14 protein-coding genes are annotated in these 19,595 nt (G+C 58.1%); 12 read left to right on the top strand and 2 right to left on the bottom strand.

Going from position 1 to position 19,595, the window contains the following annotated elements:
* Positions 1–38: 38 nt before the first annotated feature.
* The gene (locus EYB53_RS09405) at positions 39–1,070 is read right to left on the bottom strand and encodes a gluconeogenesis factor YvcK family protein (protein ID WP_135477935.1); all 1,032 of its coding nucleotides are present in this window, start codon (positions 1,068–1,070) and stop codon (positions 39–41) included.
* 295 nt (positions 1,071–1,365) lie between these two features.
* On the opposite strand from EYB53_RS09405, the gene aroC reads away from it, so the two are divergent.
* The 3 genes from aroC to EYB53_RS09420 are packed head-to-tail and all read left to right on the top strand — an operon-like array spanning position 1,366 to position 4,019.
* On the top strand, positions 1,366–2,436 hold the full coding sequence (aroC, locus tag EYB53_RS09410; protein WP_135477980.1) for a chorismate synthase: 1,071 nt from the start codon (positions 1,366–1,368) through the stop codon (positions 2,434–2,436).
* 14 nt (positions 2,437–2,450) lie between these two features.
* Entirely contained in the window at positions 2,451–3,044 is a 594-nt protein-coding gene (locus EYB53_RS09415) for a hypothetical protein (RefSeq protein WP_135477936.1), read from the top strand.
* Between the two features lie 9 nt (positions 3,045–3,053).
* Complete coding sequence (locus EYB53_RS09420) at positions 3,054–4,019, top strand: prephenate dehydrogenase (protein ID WP_135477937.1); 966 nt, start codon at positions 3,054–3,056, stop codon at positions 4,017–4,019.
* Positions 4,020–4,153: 134 nt separating this feature from the next.
* Here EYB53_RS09420 and EYB53_RS09425 read toward each other — a convergent pair whose 3' ends face one another.
* Positions 4,154–5,023, bottom strand: coding sequence for a hypothetical protein (locus EYB53_RS09425; protein ID WP_135477938.1), 870 nt, complete (start codon positions 5,021–5,023; stop codon positions 4,154–4,156).
* A 458-nt stretch (positions 5,024–5,481) separates the two neighbouring features.
* Here EYB53_RS09425 and EYB53_RS09430 point away from each other — a divergent pair, with 458 nt between their 5' ends.
* The 9 genes from EYB53_RS09430 to EYB53_RS09470 all read left to right on the top strand — a co-directional run bounded on the left by EYB53_RS09430 (position 5,482) and on the right by EYB53_RS09470 (position 19,594).
* Positions 5,482–6,132: a cobalamin B12-binding domain-containing protein gene (locus tag EYB53_RS09430; RefSeq protein WP_135477939.1), complete on the top strand. Its 651-nt coding sequence runs from the start codon at positions 5,482–5,484 to the stop codon at positions 6,130–6,132.
* On the top strand, positions 6,129–7,181 hold the full coding sequence (locus EYB53_RS09435; protein WP_135477940.1) for a uroporphyrinogen decarboxylase family protein: 1,053 nt from the start codon (positions 6,129–6,131) through the stop codon (positions 7,179–7,181). Before EYB53_RS09430 ends, EYB53_RS09435 begins: the two co-directional genes overlap by 4 nt.
* A complete protein-coding gene (locus EYB53_RS09440) occupies positions 7,171–9,246 on the top strand; it encodes a diguanylate cyclase (protein WP_135477941.1) in 2,076 nt (691 codons plus the stop codon). Before EYB53_RS09435 ends, EYB53_RS09440 begins: the two co-directional genes overlap by 11 nt.
* Before the next feature lie 69 nt (positions 9,247–9,315).
* Positions 9,316–11,073 carry a DNA repair protein RecN gene (gene recN / locus EYB53_RS09445; RefSeq protein ID WP_135477942.1) on the top strand — a complete coding sequence of 586 codons (1,758 nt, stop codon included), beginning with the start codon at positions 9,316–9,318 and terminating at the stop codon, positions 11,071–11,073.
* Positions 11,070–14,411: a hypothetical protein gene (locus EYB53_RS09450; protein ID WP_135477943.1), complete on the top strand. Its 3,342-nt coding sequence runs from the start codon at positions 11,070–11,072 to the stop codon at positions 14,409–14,411. The genes recN and EYB53_RS09450 overlap by 4 nt, the downstream gene beginning before the upstream one ends.
* A gap of 1 nt (position 14,412) precedes the next feature.
* Positions 14,413–15,429: an MraY family glycosyltransferase gene (locus tag EYB53_RS09455; RefSeq protein WP_135477944.1), complete on the top strand. Its 1,017-nt coding sequence runs from the start codon at positions 14,413–14,415 to the stop codon at positions 15,427–15,429.
* A gap of 64 nt (positions 15,430–15,493) precedes the next feature.
* Positions 15,494–16,378: a carbon-nitrogen hydrolase gene (locus EYB53_RS09460; protein ID WP_135477945.1), complete on the top strand. Its 885-nt coding sequence runs from the start codon at positions 15,494–15,496 to the stop codon at positions 16,376–16,378.
* Between the two features lie 5 nt (positions 16,379–16,383).
* Entirely contained in the window at positions 16,384–17,427 is a 1,044-nt protein-coding gene (locus EYB53_RS09465) for an agmatine deiminase family protein (RefSeq protein WP_135477946.1), read from the top strand.
* Between the two features lie 43 nt (positions 17,428–17,470).
* Positions 17,471–19,594, top strand: a complete 2,124-nt coding sequence (locus tag EYB53_RS09470; RefSeq protein WP_135477947.1) for a SulP family inorganic anion transporter — start codon at positions 17,471–17,473, stop codon at positions 19,592–19,594.
* Position 19,595: the final 1 nt, after the last annotated feature.

Here is a 19,595-nt window from a genome sequence, read left to right on the forward strand (position 1 = left end):
AACTTCGCTGGCCTTTTGTGCTAGAAAAACAATGGGTTTCAGGGGCGTTGATCGAGGATGAGTTTCCAGAGCGCCATGCCGATCAAAGCAGGGTCGTGGCGGATGGTGTCCTGTTTGTTCCAGAGTTCGCGTTTGCCTGAGGGGGTTTCGGTGAGGCTGCGCACCAGTGGCGTGACTCCGCGTTCGGCGATGCGGGCCAGTTCCTGGTCGTCAGGCTCAAGGAGATGCACGCCTTCGGCGGCGTAGGCCGCCAGGATCGCAGGATCAAGATCTTCACTGCGGTTGATCAAAGCGGCCGTCAAGGTGCCCGGCCCAAGCAGAGCGACCAGGTGATCGATATGCGCATAGACATTCATGCCGTCGGTCTGGCCTGGCTGCGTGGTGGTATTGCAGACAAAAACGATCTGCGCTTTGCTTGTGCGGAGGGCGTCGATCATGCCCTCAAAGAGTAACGAGGCGAGCACCGACGTAAAGAAACTGCCCGGGCCAAGCACAATCAAATCGGCTTCACTGATTGCGGCAAGCACCGCAGGATTGGCGGGGGCTGAAGCGGGTTTGAGGAAGAGGCGGGCAAGTGGTGGTTTGTTGAGGCCGCGTACGGCCAGTTCGGTCTCGACCAGGCTGCCATCCGCGAGTTCGGCGCAGAGATGGGCATCAACGGTTGCGACGGGCAGAATGGTGGCACGACAAGCAAGCATCGCGCTGATGATCGTGATTGCCTGCCCAAAATCACCGGTCATCTGGGCCAGGGCAGCGATCAAGAGATTGCCAAAGGCCATGCCGTCAAGGGCTGGCAGCGTTGGTGCAACAAAGCGATACTGCATCAACCGTGCGAGCAGGTCATCGGGATCGTGGGCAAGTTTGGCGAGCGTATTGCGCAGATCGCCGGGGGCCGGGATGCCCCCAAGTTCACGAGCGACCCCGGTGCTGCGCCCAGTATCGGTGACTGCAATCACCCCGGTAAGTTTGCCATGATAGGGCAGCATCCCTTGCAATACCTGGCTCACCCCACCACCGCCACCGATCGCTACGAGTTTGAAACCCGCTCCCTCATCTATGCCGTTGGTCATGCTTTATCTCCTGGCGTCGTACTCTACCATAGCCTAATTGTACGGCAGATCCTTCTCTTTTCGGCCAGGACTTCCGACTTGCCGTGCCCTGAAAACTATGTTATGTTGGCAGGGAGTTTAGGGGCCGCAGGCCCCCCGAAATCAGGCTTGTGGTGGCGAAAAAAGCCAGCATACGCGTTGGTTTCCCCGTTCATGCGTATGGGGTAGCGCCCCCCAGGAAGCTTGCTTGCGTTGGCAAGAAGTCGGGCTTGGGGGGGCAAGCCCCGCGAGCTTCAGCCGGAGGCGTTACATTCGTATGGCAGGCAATAGCTTTGGGCAGATCTTTCGTTTGACCACATGGGGCGAGTCGCACGGGCCAGCCGTGGGATGCACGGTTGATGGCTGCCCGTCCGGGTTGCCTCTCGAACCTGAGGCGATCCAGCGTGAGCTTGACCGTCGCCGTGTTGGACAGAGCAAAGTGAGTTCACAACGGCAGGAACCCGATCAGGTACAGATCCTGTCGGGGGTTTTCGAGGGGCGCACCACTGGCTCGCCGATTACGATGCTTGTCTTCAACACCGACGCCAAGTCGGGGCATTACGAAAATATCAAAGATCTCTATCGACCCGGCCACGCCGATTATAGCTGGGACGCCAAATATGGCTTTCGCGATTGGCGGGGCGGTGGGCGTTCGAGTGCGCGTGAGACCATCGGGCGGGTCGCTGGTGGGGCGATTGCCCGCTTGCTCCTCGCTCGCGAAGGCATCTCGATCATTGCCTACACGCTACAGATGGGTGATCTGTGTGCCGAGGTGTTTGACGAGGACGAGATTGAGCGCAATATTATGCGGTGCCCGGATGCTCGGGTGGCTGCGTTGATGGTTGAGCGAGTTGATCTGGCGCGTCGGTCGCTCGACTCGCTTGGTGGCATTGTCGAGGTTCGTGCCCGCGGTGTGCCACCTGGTCTGGGTGAGCCAGTCTTTGATAAACTGCAGGCTGATATCGGTAAGGCTATGTTTTCGATCCCAGCGATCAAAGGGGTTGAGTTCGGTGAAGGTTTTGGTGTCGCCGGGCTACGTGGCTCTGAGCATAATGATCCCTTTGTGCGCCGCGAGGATGGGCGCATTGGCACAGTAAGCAACCGCCACGGAGGAATCCTCGGTGGCATTTCGACAGGCGAAGAGATTGTGGTACGCCTGGCTGCCAAGCCGCCAGCGAGCATTGCGCAGGCCCAACAAACGGTGGATCGCGAGGGCAATGCGGCGACCATTGAGGTGCGAGGGCGACACGATCCGACGGTGCTACCGCGTCTGGTGCCGGTGGCTGAAGCCATGCTCGCGCTTGTGCTGGCTGACCATCTCTTGCGCCAGCGTACGGCACGAGTATAACGCCGAGTGACCTTATGAATCTTGCGCGACCGCAAATCTCGTTGTTGCTCGCGGCGATCGCCGGCCTCTGCTGGGCGGCAGCGCTGGCGTTGTTACTTTTTGGCGGGCTTTCGCCGGCTGATCCAGTCTTGGCGCTGCAGCGGCTGCTCTTTTATGGGTTGGCCCTGACGGCTCCGCTGTTGACCTTTATCCCGGTTGAGCGGGCGATGGGTCTGACGGGGTTGGCGATTGAGGGCACCGTCGGTTCGTTTTTGTTGCTCTACATTCTTGCCTTTGTGCCTGCACCACAAGACTGGCTGCTTGATCTGCCTGATCTGCCAATCTACGCCCTCTTCATCGTAGCCCTCTTTCTAGTTGGGGCGGCGGTCAGTCGTCCCTTTCTTCATGCTGCCAGCCTGCGCCTCTTTCGCACACGGGCGCGAGCGCTTGATAGTCGGCGGGTGCGTCGTCAGTCGTATGAAATTGGCCTGCTAGTGGCAATGATTGCCATGCTCGCCGGTCTACGGGTGCTCACGTGGGTCAGTTTGCTGTTGCTGACAGTGGTGGTTGTGATTGCTGAATTGCTCTTTCTCGCGCAGGTGCGTGCCGAAGTAAGCGGCGAAGTCTAAGGAGCATGCATGGTTCGGATAAGCATTATCGGGCTGGGATTGATTGGTACGTCGCTTGGCATGGCGTTGCGTTCGGCTGAGGTGAGTGAGTCGCCACTGGGTGCCTTGGAAGTTGTTGGGTGGGATCGTGATCAGCGGGCGGTGAAGGAGGCGCGCGGGCGGCTGGCGATTGATCGCGAGGCGCGGACGCTGGTCGAGGCGGTGCGTGACGCTCAGATTATTGTGGTGGCAACCCCGGTGCTTGCGATCCGTGAGGTGTTTGCCCAGCTTGGGCCGCTGCTGGCGTCAGGCACCGTTGTGACTGATGTTGCGAGCACCAAGGCCGAAGTGGCACACTGGGCTGAGTCGTTGCCTTTGGGGGTGGCCTATGTTGGTGGGCACCCGATGGCAGGCAAAGAGAAGGCCGGGGCTGCTGCCGCTGATCCGGATCTCTTCAAAGGGGCGATCTATTGTCTAACCACCGGGCGAAGTACCCCTCAGGCGGCGCTTGAAGCGGTTGAGGCGATGGTGCGGACGGTCGGAGCCAAGCCGTACTATATCGACCCTGAAGAGCATGATGTCTATGTGGCTGGTATCTCGCACTTGCCTATGCTGCTTTCGGTCGGGTTGGTCGAGATCACCGGGCGCAGCCCGGCCTGGAAAGAGATGGCGGCCCTGGCGGCGACGGGCTTTCGCGATGTTTCGCGGCTTGCCTCGGGTGACCCTGAAATGCACCGCGATATCCTGTTGACCAATCGCGTGGGCCTCAATCGCTGGATCGACGAGATGATCAGCTTTCTGTTGGAAGTCCGCGATCAGGTTGACGAGGGCGACGCCGAGGCTATCGAGCCGTTGCTGCAACGGGTACGCGAGCAACGCGAAGGTTGGCTTGAGACGCGGCCTGGCCTGCGCCCCGGTGAAGATGCCTTCTTGGATCAGCCCGAACCGGAACGCCGCAACCTGCTCACCTTTCGCCTCCCCCGGCGTCGCCCGTAAGATCGCTCTTCTCTCGGGCTAGACCCAATAGCTTGCCAAGAAGGCGGTTGTTTTGACGCAAAGGCGCAAAGGTTTTTGCGTAGGTGCGCGCACCCAGGCTCGCAAAACACCAGAAACCTTAGTTGACAAACTATTTACCGCGCTGAGGCCCGCACCACCCATGCGCCCAGATCAGCATCCCACCCCCAGGTGGCTTGACGAGCCTGTGGGTTGCCGGTGGCGCTCGATTGCAATGAGAAGTTGAAGGGCACTAGATCAACGATGAGTTCGTCACCGACGAGGCGCATTTTGCGGGCGCGTTCGCCGGCAGTGGCCCCAGCGGTGGTGAGATCAAGGAGGGGGCGCAGTGGCCCGCTGGGGGTTCCGTTGGCATCGAGCGGGAGCGCAATAAGATCAGGGCTCCGTGCCAGGCCCGCATAGAGATCATAGCCATCGGGGGTTGTCACAACGAGCACTCCCATCACATCAAGGCCCGTCACCAGGCTGGTCTGTTGCCCGTCTCGATCGATCGCAACGATGCCGCCCCGTTCTTCGCCAGGGGTTGAGCCGATGACTGTCCCGGCAAAGAGGCGGTCAAGCCCACAGGCATAGGTCAGGCCCAGGATGCCAAAGGGATTGCGTTCGCCGGCCTCGCCCTCTAGTGTCACAAAGGGACTCATGATCCCGGTTGCACTGTCAACCCGCCAGAGGGTGGTCACGCCTGCCAGGGGGTTATCTTGCAGTGAAATCCGCGGGGTGGGAGCCACATAGACATTGCCCATATGATCATAGGCCATGGCCCCGAGGTAGCCGGCATCATCCCAGGTTGGATGCTGATAGACGGTTGAGTCGGTGAGCAGAACGAGGCCTTGCTCGGTGCGATCGGTTGCCAACGCCAGCGTACCTCCGGCTTCGGCAGCGAAGGCAGGGGCAAATGCGGGCAACCCGCGGCATCCGTCGGTTGCGATCGGGGTTACGGGTGTCGGTTGGCTTGCAGGAAGCCTCGTGACCAACACAACGATCACAAGAAGTGTTCCTAGCGCGAAAAACATCCCCATTGCAAGGATAGAACGTCGGGAGTTATGACGTGATCTGGGTGGTTGCCTGGATGGTGAGCGGGAACGTCTCATATGCCTCCTTCATGTGGAAACGGCTGCCATATGGCAGCCGTTGGGGGTGTAAGGGGACGACAGTGGGGTTATTAGAGGTATCTGTCAGGGACTCGTCTGTCGCTCCGGACGCCTGACCTGTGATGAGTATAATAAACCCGGTTACAAACAAGATCAGCCTTTGGCCGGATTATCCTTGACTTCCGAGTACTGGTTACAAACGCGATCAGCCTCAGGGTGTATGAGCCTTGGTGCCCCGGTGAAGAGATCTTTCCTGGGGATAACTGTCTCTCTTCCAATGTGAGGGCACTGGGCTTGTACCATGAGATGGTACAAGGCATTCTGTCCAGCGAAGGACAACGAGAGAGGTTCTTATGACGGCAGAACGAGACATTGACGCACAACGTAACGTATTTCTCGAAGCCTTGCTTGCCATTGATCGCCTCGAAGTGCGGCGCCTCCTCGAAGAACTTGTGTCCGAGATCAGTCCGGTCATAATGGTTGAGCAACTCATCGTGCCGGCGCTTGAAGTGATTGGTGAACGCTGGGAGCAAGGTGACGTATCGCTGGCTCAGGTCTATATGAGCGGGCGTATCTGTGAAGAGATTGTTGATACGCTCTTGCCAGCGGCGAATGTCCAGCAGCAAAGACAACCTGTCATCGCGATTGCGGTGCTCGAAGACTACCATATGCTGGGCAAGCGGATGGTCTATGCGACGTTACGCTCGGGTGGCTTTGTCGTCAGCGATTATGGTCGGATTGACACCGATAATCTTGTTGCCAGGGTTGTGCGTGAACGGGTTGCTATCTTGCTTATTTCAGTGTTGATGCTGCCCTCGGCGTTGCAGGTCAAAGCGGTACGGCAGAGACTCGATGCGGCAGGATGGCGACCAAAAATCATAGTCGGTGGTGCCCCGTTCCGGTTTGACCGACAGCTCTGGCAAGAGGTCGGGGCCGATGCGGTGGGCTACACGGCGTCGGATAGTGTTGGGCTGGTGACGAGTTTGTTGGAGGCATCCGCATGACAGCTATGACTTCACTAGAGCGGGTCTTGACGACGCTTGGGCATCAGGAGCCTGATCGGGTGCCGCTCTTTCTGCTCGTCACAATGCATGGCGCACGTGAATTGGGCTTGTCGCTGCGAGACTATTTCGCGCATGCCGAGTATGTGGCTGAAGGTCAGTTGCGGATGGCGCACAAGTATCAAAACGACTGCCTCTACGCACTTTTTTATGCAGCCTTGGAGGTCGAGGCGTGGGGGGGCGAGGTCATCTTGAGCGATGATGGTCCGGCCAACGCTGGCGAGCCCATGATCCGCAAGCCGGAAGATATGCGCACCCTCAAAGCCCCAGTGGTCGAAACCTCGCCTGTCCTTGGGCGTGTTCTGGATGCGATCAGGCAGATGCGCGCGCGCAGTGAAGATGCGATGCCGATCATTGGGGTTGTGATTGCCCCCTTCTCATTGCCCGTGATGCAACTGGGCTTCGAGCAGTATCTGACGTGGATGTACGAACGGCCTGATCTGGTCAAGCAGCTCTTGCAGATCAACGCAGAATTTGCGGTGGCCTGGGCCAATGCGCAGCTTGACGCCGGGGCGACGGCCATCTGCTATTTTGATCCGGTTGCCTCAACCACGGTGGTTTCACGGGAACAATATCTGGACTTTGATCATCGCCTGAGTAAAGACGTGATTGCACGGATCAAAGGGCCGGTTGCAACCCATGTAGCGTCGGGGCGCTGCATGCCGCTGCTTGATGATTTTGCGCAGACGGGGGCGCTGGCGGTTGCGGTCAGTATCGAGGAAGATCTGGCCTTGATGAAGCAGAAAGTCGCGGGCCGGGTGAGTCTGCTTGGCAATCTCAATGGGATTGAGATGCGTCGTTGGACGGAAGCCGAGGCTGAGGCGGCCGTCAAGGCGGCGCTTGCGGCGGCTGGGCGTGGGGGCGGCTTTATTCTCGCCGATAATCATGGCGAAATCCCCTTCCAGGTGCCCGAAACGACATTGATGGCGATCAGCGAAGCGGTACAACGCTGGGGCCAGTATCCCCTCGACTGGGTAAGTAATGAACGGTAAGCTCTGTCTGCGCGTGTGTCGACACTATTATGAGGATGTAGCGCAGGCTGTCCGTGAACTTGGGTATCCTTTTGTAACCGTTGAAGCATATGCACTGACCTGCGGGCGACCGCAATTGTTGCAGCATACCGACCAGATCTTTGCACGACCAGTTGCTGCGTTACGAACTGATCTGATCGTGCTTGGCGCATGTGCGGCAACACCCGATGCACTCCCGGCGAAGCTAGACGCTCAGACGCAGTTGATTCATCTCAACCACTGTCTGGTCATGCTCGCGGGGCCAGAGTTGATCGACACTGAAACGAAGCGCGGGGCCTACCTGCTTTCGCCGGGCTGGTTGCGGGCCTGGCGTGCGCATCTGTATGCCTGGGGGTTTGATCAAGCGCTGGCCCGTGACTACTTTCACGAGGCGGTCGAAGAGTTGTTGTTGCTTGATACCGGGACGGATCCAGAGGCATTGTCCGGGGTAAAAGCGTTTGCCGCCTATCTTGACATGCCGTATCGGGTGCGGACGATTGGGCTTGATTATCTCAAGCTCTACCTGGCGAAGGTCATTTTAGAATGGTATCTCAAAACATCGCAAACCGAGACGAAACGAGTCTTGCAAGACGCGAATCGCAAAATTGCCGAATATGCGATGGCCTTTGATCTGCTCGTTGATCTCTCGCAGATTCGCTCAGAAGAAACAACCATTACCGCGATTCGCCATATGTTTGCGATGCTCTTTGGCTGTAACAATCTAGAATACGCCCAGATCCAGGGTCATCAGATTGTCGCTGTTTTTGCCAAAGATGGTCACGATCAGCCTGCACGCCACGCTGAACTTGCGCAGGTACTGGCCTCGATGGAGCGTGATCACGCTCTTATTCCTCAGGAAGAGGGCTTTTATCTGCGGATTCGCTATCACAACGAGACCTTTGGCCTGGTGGTTGTACGGCATATCACCTTTCCCGAATATCGCAATCAATACCTCAATCTGGGCCTGGCGATTGCCAATCAGTGTGGGCTTGCCCTGGCCAATGCGCGCACCTATTCGATGCTGCGCGAGGCGGAAGCTTCGTTACGGAGTGAACGTGATTTGACGGAAGAGTTGCGCCAGATGATGGCCCATCTCAACTCGAATGTTGATATGGATGCGATGTTGCATCAAGTATTAGTACAACTTGATAAGATAGTGCCGAATCACCAGTCACTTCTTTTATTATTAGAAGAGAGCACCCTGCGCCTTGTTTCTGCCCATCCTGTTGAATGGCAGGCCAGACTGGTTGGTGAAGAGTTCAGTCCTGAACAGCCCCCATTTGCCGAGATTATGCAGCGTCGGATGCCGCTCATGCTTGATGAAGCGGCCCTGGCGTCGCTCGATCTTCCCATGGTAACAAGTTTCAAGAGCTGGATGGGTCTCCCGTTGCTCCATCAAGAGCATCTCCTCGGGCTTTTGACGCTTGGAAGTCAGCAGGAAGAGACGTATACGCCGAGTCAGGTAACGATGATGCAGGTGCTCGCCAATGAGGTTGCCACGGCACTCGAGAATGGGCGGCTCTTCCGCGAAGTCTATATGCTGGCTGGAACTGATCCGCTGACGAGGCTTTACAATCGGCGGCGGTTCAGTGAATTGGCCGAAGCCGAGTTCAGGCGCGTGCAGCGTTATGGGGGCAAACTTTCGACGATCTTTATGGATATTGACCATTTCAAGCGGGTGAATGATGTCTTTAGCCATGCTGTTGGCGATCAGGTGCTGGAGCATGTAGCGAAGGCGCTCAAGCAGGTTCGCCCGTTAGATATTGTTGCCCGCTATGGCGGCGAAGAGTTTATCATTGCCTGTCTAGAGACAGATTTGCGTGAAGCAATGCAGGTTGCCGAGCGATTGCGCCAGACCATCGAGCATACGCCCATTGAGACGTTGAGTGGGCCGGTGCAGATCACAATGAGCTTTGGGGTTGCGACACTTGAGCCCGACCTCACGACCCTGGGTGAATTGATCTGGCGGGCTGACCAGGCGCTCTACCATGCGAAGTGCATTGGACGCAATCGTGTTTGTTCCTGGAAACAGGCAGAAACGCATTAGCAGAGGCATTGTGGTACAATGCTTTTTAGTGGTGATCCATAGCTCTTTTGTGCGTGCCATTATTTTCCTATGCTACTTGAGCTGCAGATCCGTGATTTTGCCATTATTGATCGTCTACACCTTCGCCTTGGTGAAGGTTTTACCGTGTTGACCGGTGAGACCGGGGCGGGCAAATCAATCATTATTGATGCGCTGGGCATGTTACGGGGCGAAAAGGTTGATGTTACGTTTGTGCGAGCGGGTTGCACGCGTGCGCGGATCGAGGGTGTCTTTAGCCTCGACGATTGTCCCCAACTAGCCCCGCTGCTGCGTGAGCATGATCTGCTTGATGAGGATGACGGGCAAGTCATCGTTGTGCGTGAGATCAGTGCTGAGTCGGGGCGGAGTGTAGCGCGGATCAATGGGCGTGCGGTCAATACGGCGGTGCTGCGGGAGATTGGCGGGCGCTTGATTGACATCCATGGGCAGCACGAGGGGCTTTCGCTCTTTAATCCGCGAACGCATCTTGAGATGCTTGATCGTTTTGGGGAACTGCTTTCCCTGCGCGAACAGGTTGCCACCCAGGTGCAGATCCTCCGCGGTCTTCGCAATGAGTTGGCCGATCTGCGGCGCAACGAGGCCCAGCGTCAGGCGCGGATCGAAGAGTTGCGTTTTCTGATCGAGGATGTGACTGCCGCCAGGGTGCGACCGGGTGAAGAAGAAGATCTGGTGCGTGAGCGGCAGGTGGTGCAGAATATGGCGCGGGTGACCGGGTTGGCGACGGAAGCGTATGCCGACCTGTATGCGGGGCGCGAAGGTGGACGTACGCCTGGGCGTCCAATCATCGAGTTGATCGCAACGGTTGCCGGAAACCTGGTCGAACTGGCGCGCCTTGATCCTTCGGTAGAGAGCATGGCGACGACGGCGAGCGAGTTGCATTACCAGCTTGAAGACTTGGCGGCGGCGCTGCGTACGTACCGCCTCGGGCTTGATGCTGATCCAGGCCGTCTTGATGCCCTTGAGGATCGGTTGACGGTACTGCGTGATTTGCAGCGCAAATATGGCGGCGATCTTGCCAGTCTGGTCGAACGGGCGGCTAGTGCCGAGACCGAGATTGAGCGCTTGCAAAATAGCGCGGTGCATATTGCCGAACTTGAACGGCACGAGGCTGCAACGTTGGCCGAATTGGGCACCCTTGCCGCTACATTGTCGCAGCGACGACGCGAGGTTGGTGATGAACTGGCCCGACGGATCGAAGGCGCGATGGGCGATCTAGCAATGCCGCAGGTGCGCTTCTTTGTGAGCATCAAACAGACGCCTGATCCGCAGGGTGTACCTTCGGCGGGTCGCAAGGTGGCGGTTGATCGCACTGGCATTGACCAGGTTGAATTTCAAATTGCGCCGAATCCTGGCGAACCACTCAAGCCCCTGGCGAAGATTGCCTCGGGTGGCGAGAGTGCTCGCTTGCTGCTTGCGCTGAAATCAATTCTCTCACGGGTCGATGAAGTCGCAACCCTCATTTTCGATGAGATTGATGTTGGCGTCGGCGGGCGGGCCGGCCAGGTGGTCGGTCAGAAACTCTGGGCGATCACCGAGAATCATCAGGTCATCTGCATCTCGCACCTTCCACAAGTCGCTGCGTTTGCCGATACGCATTACCATATTCGCAAAGAGTTTGACCCTGAACGTACGCGTACACAGGTTCAACGCCTTGATGACCACCAACGGATTGATGAACTCGCGGCGATGCTTGATGGAAGCCCCAGCGAGCATAGTCGCGCGAACGCCCGCGAAATTATCGAGCGGGCCATTGCCTGGAAAGCGAATCGACAGGTACCTACGCCATGACTGCGAACACTTCTGTCAGCCGCTGGGCGGCACGTATTGCCGAGGCCAGCTGGTTGCTTGCACTGAGTTTTATTCCGCTCTATTTTAATCTCTACTCGGCCCGCCATTTCGAACCCGATAAGATCGCAGTGGTGCGTTCGCTGGCGCTGGTCGGGGCCGCCGCCGTGCTGATTGGGCTCCTTGATACCTGGTTGTCACGTGAGAAACGCAAACCTGCCGTAACCGATCCCCCGCCCGAAGAGGCCACGCCGGTGCCGCCACTTTGGCGGAGATTTGCGGCCATTCCTCTGGCTGTGCCAACCGCAGTGTATGCAGGGGTCTTTTTGCTGACAACGATCACCTCGGTGACGCCCTGGATGAGTTTCTGGGGATCGTACCAGCGCCTTCAGGGAACGTATACGAATCTCTCGTATATCATGCTATTTATCGTGATTCTGGTGACATTGCGCCACCGCGAACAGCTTGAACGCATGGTCACCATTATGATTGCGACGGGGATCGCCGTAGCGGGCTACGGGCTTTTGCAGCACTTCGGCCTCGATCCGTTGCCCTGGCGCGGCGATGTACTGACCCGCATTGCCTCAACGATGGGCAACTCGATCTTTGTGGCCGCTTATATGATCATGATCGTGCCCTTCGCGCTCTACCGGATGCTGGTTGCCTTCAGTGATGCCCCAACGGCCCCACAGGCGGGGCCGTTGCTCGGGCGTGAGTGGTTGTGGACCCTGGTGCGGGCGCTGCTGGTGCTGGCTGGTTTGATGCTCTTGCTGGCGACGATTAAATTTGGGGCCGTGATTCGGGTTATTGATGCACGCTACTGGTGGGTTTGGCCGGGTTCGATTGTGGCGACGACGACGATCTGGTGGCTGCTGACGATCAATTTTGACCGGGGTGATCGACGCATGCCGCTCTGGCCCGGCCTCTTCACGATGGGCTTTCTGCTGCTCTTTGCACTGCAGTTTGCCATCTCGGCGGGCAGTGGGGCGCAGACGCTGTTGACCAGTGATCAGGCGGCTCATGCAAGTGATTGGAGCATCTGGTTTTTTGCGTCGCTTGCCGCGCTGATCGGGGCGTATGCCCTGGGCATGACGTTGCCGCGTCGCCCGCTTGAGCCAACCCGTGCCGGTCGGCTGCTTGATGGGGCGGCGGCCGGCCTGGCGACCCTGATGCTGCTCGTTGCGATTGTCTTTTCGCAGAGTCGCGGCCCGTGGATTGGTCTCGGTGCGGGGCTCTTTGTCTTCTTCTCGCTTGTGCTGTGGCAAGCCTTGCGCCACGCCAGGGCGACCGATCAGATGACGCGTGCGCGCCTCTTCCGTGGTCTTTTGATCGGTTGGGTGACGTTGACGCTGGCTGTCGGCGGTTTTCTGATCACGTTCAACCTGTCGAAAGCACCGGTGTTTGAGCAACTGCGCGATGTGCCCTACATCGGGCGCATGGGGCGTTTGCTCGAAGTGGGCGAAGGTACGGGCCTGGTACGGCGGTTGATCTGGATTGGCGATGAGCATGCGGGCGGTGCGATCGCGTTGATCATGAGCGATCCGGTGCGTGCGGTAATTGGCTGGGGCCCCGAGAGCATGTTTGTCGCGTTTAACCCGTTTTATCCACCTTCGCTTGCCAATATCGAGGCGCGTGGGGCTTCACCAGACCGATCCCACCAGGCGCTGCTTGATGAACTGGTGACCCGGGGGTTGTTGGGCCTGGTAAGTTATCTTTTCCTGCTCGTGAGCTTTGTCTTCTTGAGCTGGAAACTGATGCGCAACAGCACTAGTTGGCGCTGGCAGGTCTTCTTCATTGCCTGTTTGAGCACAATTACCGCGACGTTTGTCGAGGGCTTGACGGGTATTCCCATTGTCTCGACCCTGACTCACTTCTGGATGGTGCTGGCAATGACCGTGACGGGTGGGGCGCTCGCGGGGCACTATCGCCTCTCGCTTGCACCACTGGAACCAGCCGTGGCTGCCGTACCTGAAGACGGCGCAAGTGCTGAGCAGGCGCACCGTAGTGGACAGGCGAGCGGCAAACGACGAAAGGGGCCGGTTCGTGGTCAGCAGGTTGCACGGGGAGGCAACTCGGCGCGTTCACGCAATACGGTGCCGGGAGCGGGGCCGATCTTTGCCTATAGCATGGTTGCCGTCCTCACCCTCATCGCCATTTTCAGCTTTAATTTCAATCCAATCAGGGCCGATATGCATTTCCAGCAAGCCCAGGGCTTGAGTGAACGCGCTGAGACGTCGGCTGATGGCTTGATCATGGCGCTCAATGAGTATCTGCAAACGATCCGGCTCAATGCCCGCGAGGATTTCTACTATTTGAACCTTGGGCGGGTTCTGATGTCGCTTGCTGATACGGTGCGTGCGCAAAGCCCTGAACTAGGAACCCCCAAAGATGATCCCCAACTCACGGTGCTCTTGGGGCTTGACTCGAGTAGTGCGATTGCCAGTTTTGTGCAACAGAGTACCCCGAATGAATTGATGAGTTATGCCGAGGCGGTCTTGCTGCATGCGCATAACCGGAGCCCACTGAACAAAGACCATTTTGCCAATCTTGGGCGGCTCAACAGTGTCTGGTATCGCTGGTCGAATGACCCGGTACACCTCGAAAATGCGCTCGACTGGTATGATCAGGTCGAAGAGTTGGCCCCCCAGGATGTCACGCTGCTGAATGAGTTTGCGGGGGTCTTGATTCTCAAGGGTGATCAGTTGATGGCCGAGGGGCAGACGGAAGAGGCGCAGGCCGCTTTTGCGCGGGCCGAGGAGTTGCTTCAGCGTTCGGCGGCGCTTGACCAGCGTTATGTTGACACGTATATCAGGCTTGCCGATCTGACGCTGTCGCGCAATCAAGATCTGATTGCGGCGACCAATGCGTATAGTCAGGCTATCGGTATTTCGGCCCGCCAGACGGTGAATTCAATTGAGAATGTCGCCAATGCGCTAGCCGAGCAGCCCGAGCTGATCCTGCAGTTGCGTGATGCCTACCTGCGCGTGATCGCCACCCAGGAGGAACGTTACCAGAAGCTTGACCCGCAGAGCAGTGCGGCGCAAAGCTTGCGCTCCGATCTTGCCTTGCTGCACACGGTGGCTGGTCTGTTGTCGGTGCGTGGTGGTGACACCGAGGCGGCGCTCGTTGCATATGCTCGAGCGGCTGAACTCGAACCAAATAACCTCAACTATATTCGCAACTATGCGATTGTGCTAAGCGAAGTGTCGCGGCATGCCGATGCGGTAGCCGAATTGCGAGCGTTGATCGGGCGGCTTGAGGTGGGGACGGGGAACGAAGCCACGATTGCTGAGGCGCAACAACTGATTGCCTACTTCGAGCAATTGCAGGGAGCACCGTAGCATGATCCAGACGGCCCTGATCGCCATCGTCGCGCTGACCTTTTCGATGCTAGCGACGCCGCTGGTGCGGCGTCTGGCGTTGCGGGCGGGGGTGGTTGCGGTGCCGCGCGTGCGTGATCTGCATATCACCCCGGTGCCGCTGTTGGGTGGGTTGGCGATCTATGGCAGTTTTGTGGCGGCGCTGATTTTGTTTGGTGATCGGGCGTATATTGTCGAGTTGATCGCGATCCTGGTTGGAGCGACCCTGGTCTCGATCTTTGGCTTGGCCGATGACCGGTGGGGCCTCAGTGCGCGGGCGAAATTGGCGGGCCAACTGCTGGCCGGGATCGTCTTGTTACTTGGTGGTACACAGGTACAACTCTTTCCGCTGATCTGGCTCAACTGGTTGGTGACGTTGCTCTGGGTGGTTATTATTACAAATGCGGTCAACTTTCTCGATAATATGGATGGTCTATCGGGTGGCATCACCACGATTGCGGCCACCTTTTTTCTCTTGCTTGCCGCGATGAACGAGCCACGACAGGTGCTGGTTGGCGCGATGGCGGCGGCCTTAATCGGGGCATGCATCGGCTTTTTACGCTACAACCTCAACCCGGCGACTGTCTTTATGGGAGATACAGGCAGTCTCTTTCTCGGCTTTATGCTGGCGGCGCTGGCGATCAAGCTGCGGTTCCCAAGCAACACCCCGGTGGTCACGTGGATGGTGCCGCTCTGCATTCTCGCGGTGCCACTCTTTGACACGAGTCTGGTAGTTGTCTCACGGCTTCGGCGTGGAGTCAACCCCTTTACGACGGCGGGCAAAGATCACCTGTCGCATCGCCTGCATGCGCTCGGGTTGACCCGGCGCGAGGCGGTTCTGACCTGTTATCTGCTTGGTGGTGCGACTGGAATGGTGGGGGTCTACCTGACGCGGGCCACGATGGTTGAGGCCTATTTTGTGGCGGGGATGATGGCTGCGGTGGGGATTGCGGCGCTGATCTGGCTGGAACGGGTATGTCCTCGTGGGGGATCTGGATAGGGGATCATCTGGTCTATGGTACAATGCTGAAGATGGATCGACCAGACCAGGGACGAGGAGAAAAATGGCCGCTCAGCAGGTTCACCTCGGGGTGGTGCAGTTGCAACTGACGGCTGAGGCCGCCGAGAATGATCGTCGAGCCGAGGCGGGCATTCGTGAGGCTGCCGCCCGTGGGGCGCAGATCATCTGTTTGCCCGAGCTCTTCCGGTCACTCTATTTTTGCCAGCGTGAAGATCATGATCATTTTCAACTGGCCGAGCGGATCCCAGGTCCTTCCACCGAGCGCTTTGGTCAACTGGCCCGTGAGCTCGGGGTGGTTTTGATTATCAGCCTGTTTGAAAAGCGGGCCGAAGGTCTTTACCATAACACCGCTGCGGTGCTGGATGCCGATGGGAGCTATCTCGGCAAGTATCGCAAGATGCATATCCCCGATGATCCGCTCTTCTATGAGAAGTTCTACTTTACCCCCGGTGATCTTGGTTTCAAGGTCTTTCCCTCGCGTTTTGGGCGGCTTGGGGTGCTGATCTGCTGGGATCAGTGGTATCCCGAGGGTGCTCGCTTGACGGCCCTGCGTGGCGCAGATATCCTCTTTTATCCGACGGCGATTGGCTGGCATCCTTCTGAAAAGGCCGCCCATGGCGAGGCTCAGCACCAGAGTTGGGAGTTGATCCAGCGCTCGCATGGCGTTGCCAATGGATGTTATGTGGTGAGCGTGAATCGCACTGGTCACGAAGGTGATCCCGAGGGTGGCATCGAGTTTTGGGGGCAGAGTTTTGTGAGTGATCCCCAGGGTACAATCCTGGCGCTTGCGCCAGTGGATACGCCTGCGGTGCTGGTTGTGCCGGTTGATCTGGGCAAGCTTGATGTGCAGCGTACCCACTGGCCGTTCCTGCGTGACCGCCGGATCGATGCCTATGCCGACATCACGCGCCGTTTTATTGATGAGTGAGAGCTATGCGCGCAACTCCAGTTGAACTTGGGTACCGGATGCCGCCGGAATGGGCCCTCCATCAGGCGACATGGCTATCGTGGCCGCACAATGAAGCAAGTTGGCCGGGCAAGCTTGAGGCAATTCTGCCGATCTACGCGCAGGCAGTGGCAATTTTGCTGCGCTCTGAGCCGGTGCATATCAATGTGAATGATGCGGCGATGGAAGCTCAGGCGCGGGCGTTGCTCGCTGATGCCGGGGCAACGGGTGAACTCTTTTTTCATCGTTTTCCGACCAATGATGCCTGGTGCCGTGACCACGGGGCAATCTTTGTGGTGCGTGATGAAGAGCCGCAGGTGGCGGCGCTTGACTGGGACTATAATGCGTGGGGGGGCAAATATCCGCCTTTTGAACTCGATAACGAGATCCCCCGCCAGATGGCGGCCTATCTTGATACGCCCTGCTTTGCGAACCCGATGGTGCTGGAGGGTGGCTCGATTGAGGTGGATGGCACCGGGTTGCTGCTGACGAGTGAGCAGTGCCTGCTCAATCCGAACCGCAATCCGACGCTGAGTCAGTTCGAGATCGAGGCGCAACTCTGTGCGTACCTTGGGGTGCAACGCATCCTCTGGCTCGGTGAGGGCATTGTGGGCGATGATACCGATGGGCACGTTGATGATATCGCCCGCTTTGTTGCCCCGGGGGTCGTGCTCGCAGCCGTGGAAGAAGATCCGTCTGATGAGAATTACCACGTGTTGCAAGAGAATCTCGCCCGCTTGCATCATATGACCGACTTGGCCGGTCGTCATTTGACCGTGTTGAAGCTGCCGATGCCCCCACCGGTGGTGTACGAAGGTCAACGCTTGCCCGCCAGTTATGCCAATTTTTATGTCGCGAACCAGGTGGTACTGGTGCCATTCTTCAACCATGTCAATGATCAGCGAGCCCAGGCCATTCTGCAACAGTGTTTCCCTGAGCGTGAGGTGGTGGGACTCGATTGTACCGAGTTGGTATGGGGCCTCGGGGCCTGGCATTGTCTAACCCAGCAGGTTCCTGCACCACCACAGTGACGCGTTTGGCGGTGTAACACACCGCCGCTATTGAGACAGGCTCATGCTGGCTTATTTGCGGACGATGCCGGTGTTGTTGAGCCAGCCGGTGCGTCTCTTCCGTGGCTATCCTCTTGTCGCCCTGCGGTCTGATCTGCTTGCCGGGCTGACGGTTGGCCTCGTGTTGCTTCCTCAAGCACTCGCGTTTGCGCTGCTTGCCGGTCTTCCCCCAACGATGGGGCTCTATACGGCGTTTGTTGCCTCGATGGTTGGGGCACTCTGGGGTTCTTCGAGTCATCTCAATAGTGGCCCAACCAATACAGCTTCGATTCTGACCCTTTCGATTCTGGCCCCGCTCTTTCTGCCTGGCTCGCCGGAGTTTCTGCTGGCGGCCGGGTTGCTTGCCGTGCTTGCCGGGCTGATCAGGTTGCTGATGGGGCTTGCGCGCCTCGGGATTCTGGTGAATTTTGTTTCTGACTCAGTGGCGGTGGGTTTTACGGCGGGCGCTGGGCTGTTGATCATGGCAAATCAGATCGGCCCGATGTTACGCCTGTCGATCCCCGCAACTGAAGGCCCGCTTGGCTCGGTGATCGGGGCGCTGTCGCAGCTGGAGGCTGTTCATTTGCCATCGCTTGTGCTTGGTGTGGCGACGATTGTCTTGATCATTTTCTGGCCGCGGGTCACCCGCGTGGTGCCGGCGGTGCTGGTTGGGGTGACGGCGATCAGTCTGAGTGCCTGGGTGTTGCAACTTGAAGGGCAGGGCGTGCGTCTGCTCGGCATGTTGCCACAGGGCTTGCCGCCCTTTACGTCACTGCCGCTCTTCGATCTCAATCTGATTGGTCAACTGGCGAATGGGGCCCTTGCGATTGCGCTGATTGGCCTGGTCGAGGCCGTTGCCATTGCGCGGGCGGTGGCGAGCCATTCGCGCCAGCGCCTTGATAGCAATCAGGAATTTGTTGGGCAGGGCATTGCGAATATTGCCGCCGGTTTTTTTGGCGGACATCCCTGTTCGAGTTCGTTTAACCGTTCCGCGCTCAGCTATCAGGCCGGCGGGATGACGGCGCTTGGTAATGCATTCAGTGGCGTGTTTGTGCTGGTCGCGGCACTGGTCTTGACCGATGTGATTGGCCAGATCCCGCTGGCTGTGCTCGCCGGGGCACTGGCGGTGACGGCCTGGAGTATGATTGATCTCCGTTCGATGAAGCGGATCTGGCGTGGAGCGCCTGGCGATGCGGTGATTATGGTGGTCACGTTTCTGGCGACACTGGTACTCCCGCTGCAGTTTGCCATCTTGATCGGGGTGTTGATGTCGTTGGGGTACTATCTGTTGCGCACCAGTATGCCGCGAGTGGTCGCGGTGTTGCCTGACCTGACCTTCAGTCACTGGTCGGCTTTTCCCGAGCGTTCGCAGTGTCCCCAACTGGCGGTGGTTGATGTGCTGGGTGATCTCTATTTTGGGGCCGTCAATCATATCGAAGAGGAACTGCTCCGCATCCTTGATGCACCACCTGGTCAACGGTTTTTGTTGTTGCGCATGCACAGCGTGCAGCATTGCGATATCAGTGGCATTCGTATGCTTGAAAATGTGCGGCGGGTCGTGCGGGATCGCGGCGGCGAGATCTATTTTGTGCGGGTGCGCGATCCGGTGCTTGAACGCATGCGTTTGACTGGGTTTTATGATCAGGTTGGGGCGGCTCGCTTTCTTGATGAAGATCTAGCCATTGAGACGCTCTTCTATCGGATTCTTGATCCGGCCGTCTGCATCTATGAGTGCGAGTGGCGCGCCTTTCGTGAGTGCCACACGCTGCCGAAACGTACCCTGCCGGGTGGGGCTCCCCCCATTCCATTGTTGCCCCTTGGCAGTGCTACGGCCCCAAAGGTTGCGGCCCATGAACTCTGGAAGATGATGCACAATGAGGTGCCCCCTCTGGTGGTTGATGTTCGTGAGCCACGTGAGTTTCGGTTGGGCCATATCCCGGGGGCAATTTCGATTCCGCTGAGTGACCTGCTGATCAATCCGGCGGATCTGCCGCGCGAAGCCCCGCTTATCCTGGTTTGTCGCAGTGGCCGTCGGAGTGAACGGGCCTTTCTTGCCCTGAGTGAACAGGGGTATGCCAACATTCGCATCTTGAGCGGTGGCCTTTTGAGTTGGGAAGGCCAGAATCTGTTGATGGCGATTGAGACATAGG

The sequence above is a fragment of the Candidatus Chloroploca mongolica genome, from assembly GCF_004762035.2.
Lineage (GTDB): Bacteria > Chloroflexota > Chloroflexia > Chloroflexales > Chloroflexaceae > Chloroploca > Chloroploca mongolica.

Bases quoted from the DNA above. Each gene is read 5' to 3' on its own strand.
- EYB53_RS09405 (WP_135477935.1), bottom strand. From the start codon at position 1,070: ATGACCAACGGCATAGATGAGGGAGCGGGTTTCAAACTCGTAGCGATC.
- aroC (WP_135477980.1), top strand. From the start codon at position 1,366: ATGGCAGGCAATAGCTTTGGGCAGATCTTTCGTTTGACCACATGGGGC.
- EYB53_RS09415 (WP_135477936.1), top strand. From the start codon at position 2,451: ATGAATCTTGCGCGACCGCAAATCTCGTTGTTGCTCGCGGCGATCGCC.
- EYB53_RS09420 (WP_135477937.1), top strand. From the start codon at position 3,054: ATGGTTCGGATAAGCATTATCGGGCTGGGATTGATTGGTACGTCGCTT.
- EYB53_RS09430 (WP_135477939.1), top strand. From the start codon at position 5,482: ATGACGGCAGAACGAGACATTGACGCACAACGTAACGTATTTCTCGAA.
- EYB53_RS09435 (WP_135477940.1), top strand. From the start codon at position 6,129: ATGACAGCTATGACTTCACTAGAGCGGGTCTTGACGACGCTTGGGCAT.
- EYB53_RS09440 (WP_135477941.1), top strand. From the start codon at position 7,171: ATGAACGGTAAGCTCTGTCTGCGCGTGTGTCGACACTATTATGAGGAT.
- recN (WP_135477942.1), top strand. From the start codon at position 9,316: ATGCTACTTGAGCTGCAGATCCGTGATTTTGCCATTATTGATCGTCTA.
- EYB53_RS09450 (WP_135477943.1), top strand. From the start codon at position 11,070: ATGACTGCGAACACTTCTGTCAGCCGCTGGGCGGCACGTATTGCCGAG.
- EYB53_RS09455 (WP_135477944.1), top strand. From the start codon at position 14,413: ATGATCCAGACGGCCCTGATCGCCATCGTCGCGCTGACCTTTTCGATG.
- EYB53_RS09460 (WP_135477945.1), top strand. From the start codon at position 15,494: ATGGCCGCTCAGCAGGTTCACCTCGGGGTGGTGCAGTTGCAACTGACG.
- EYB53_RS09465 (WP_135477946.1), top strand. From the start codon at position 16,384: ATGCGCGCAACTCCAGTTGAACTTGGGTACCGGATGCCGCCGGAATGG.
- EYB53_RS09470 (WP_135477947.1), top strand. From the start codon at position 17,471: ATGCTGGCTTATTTGCGGACGATGCCGGTGTTGTTGAGCCAGCCGGTG.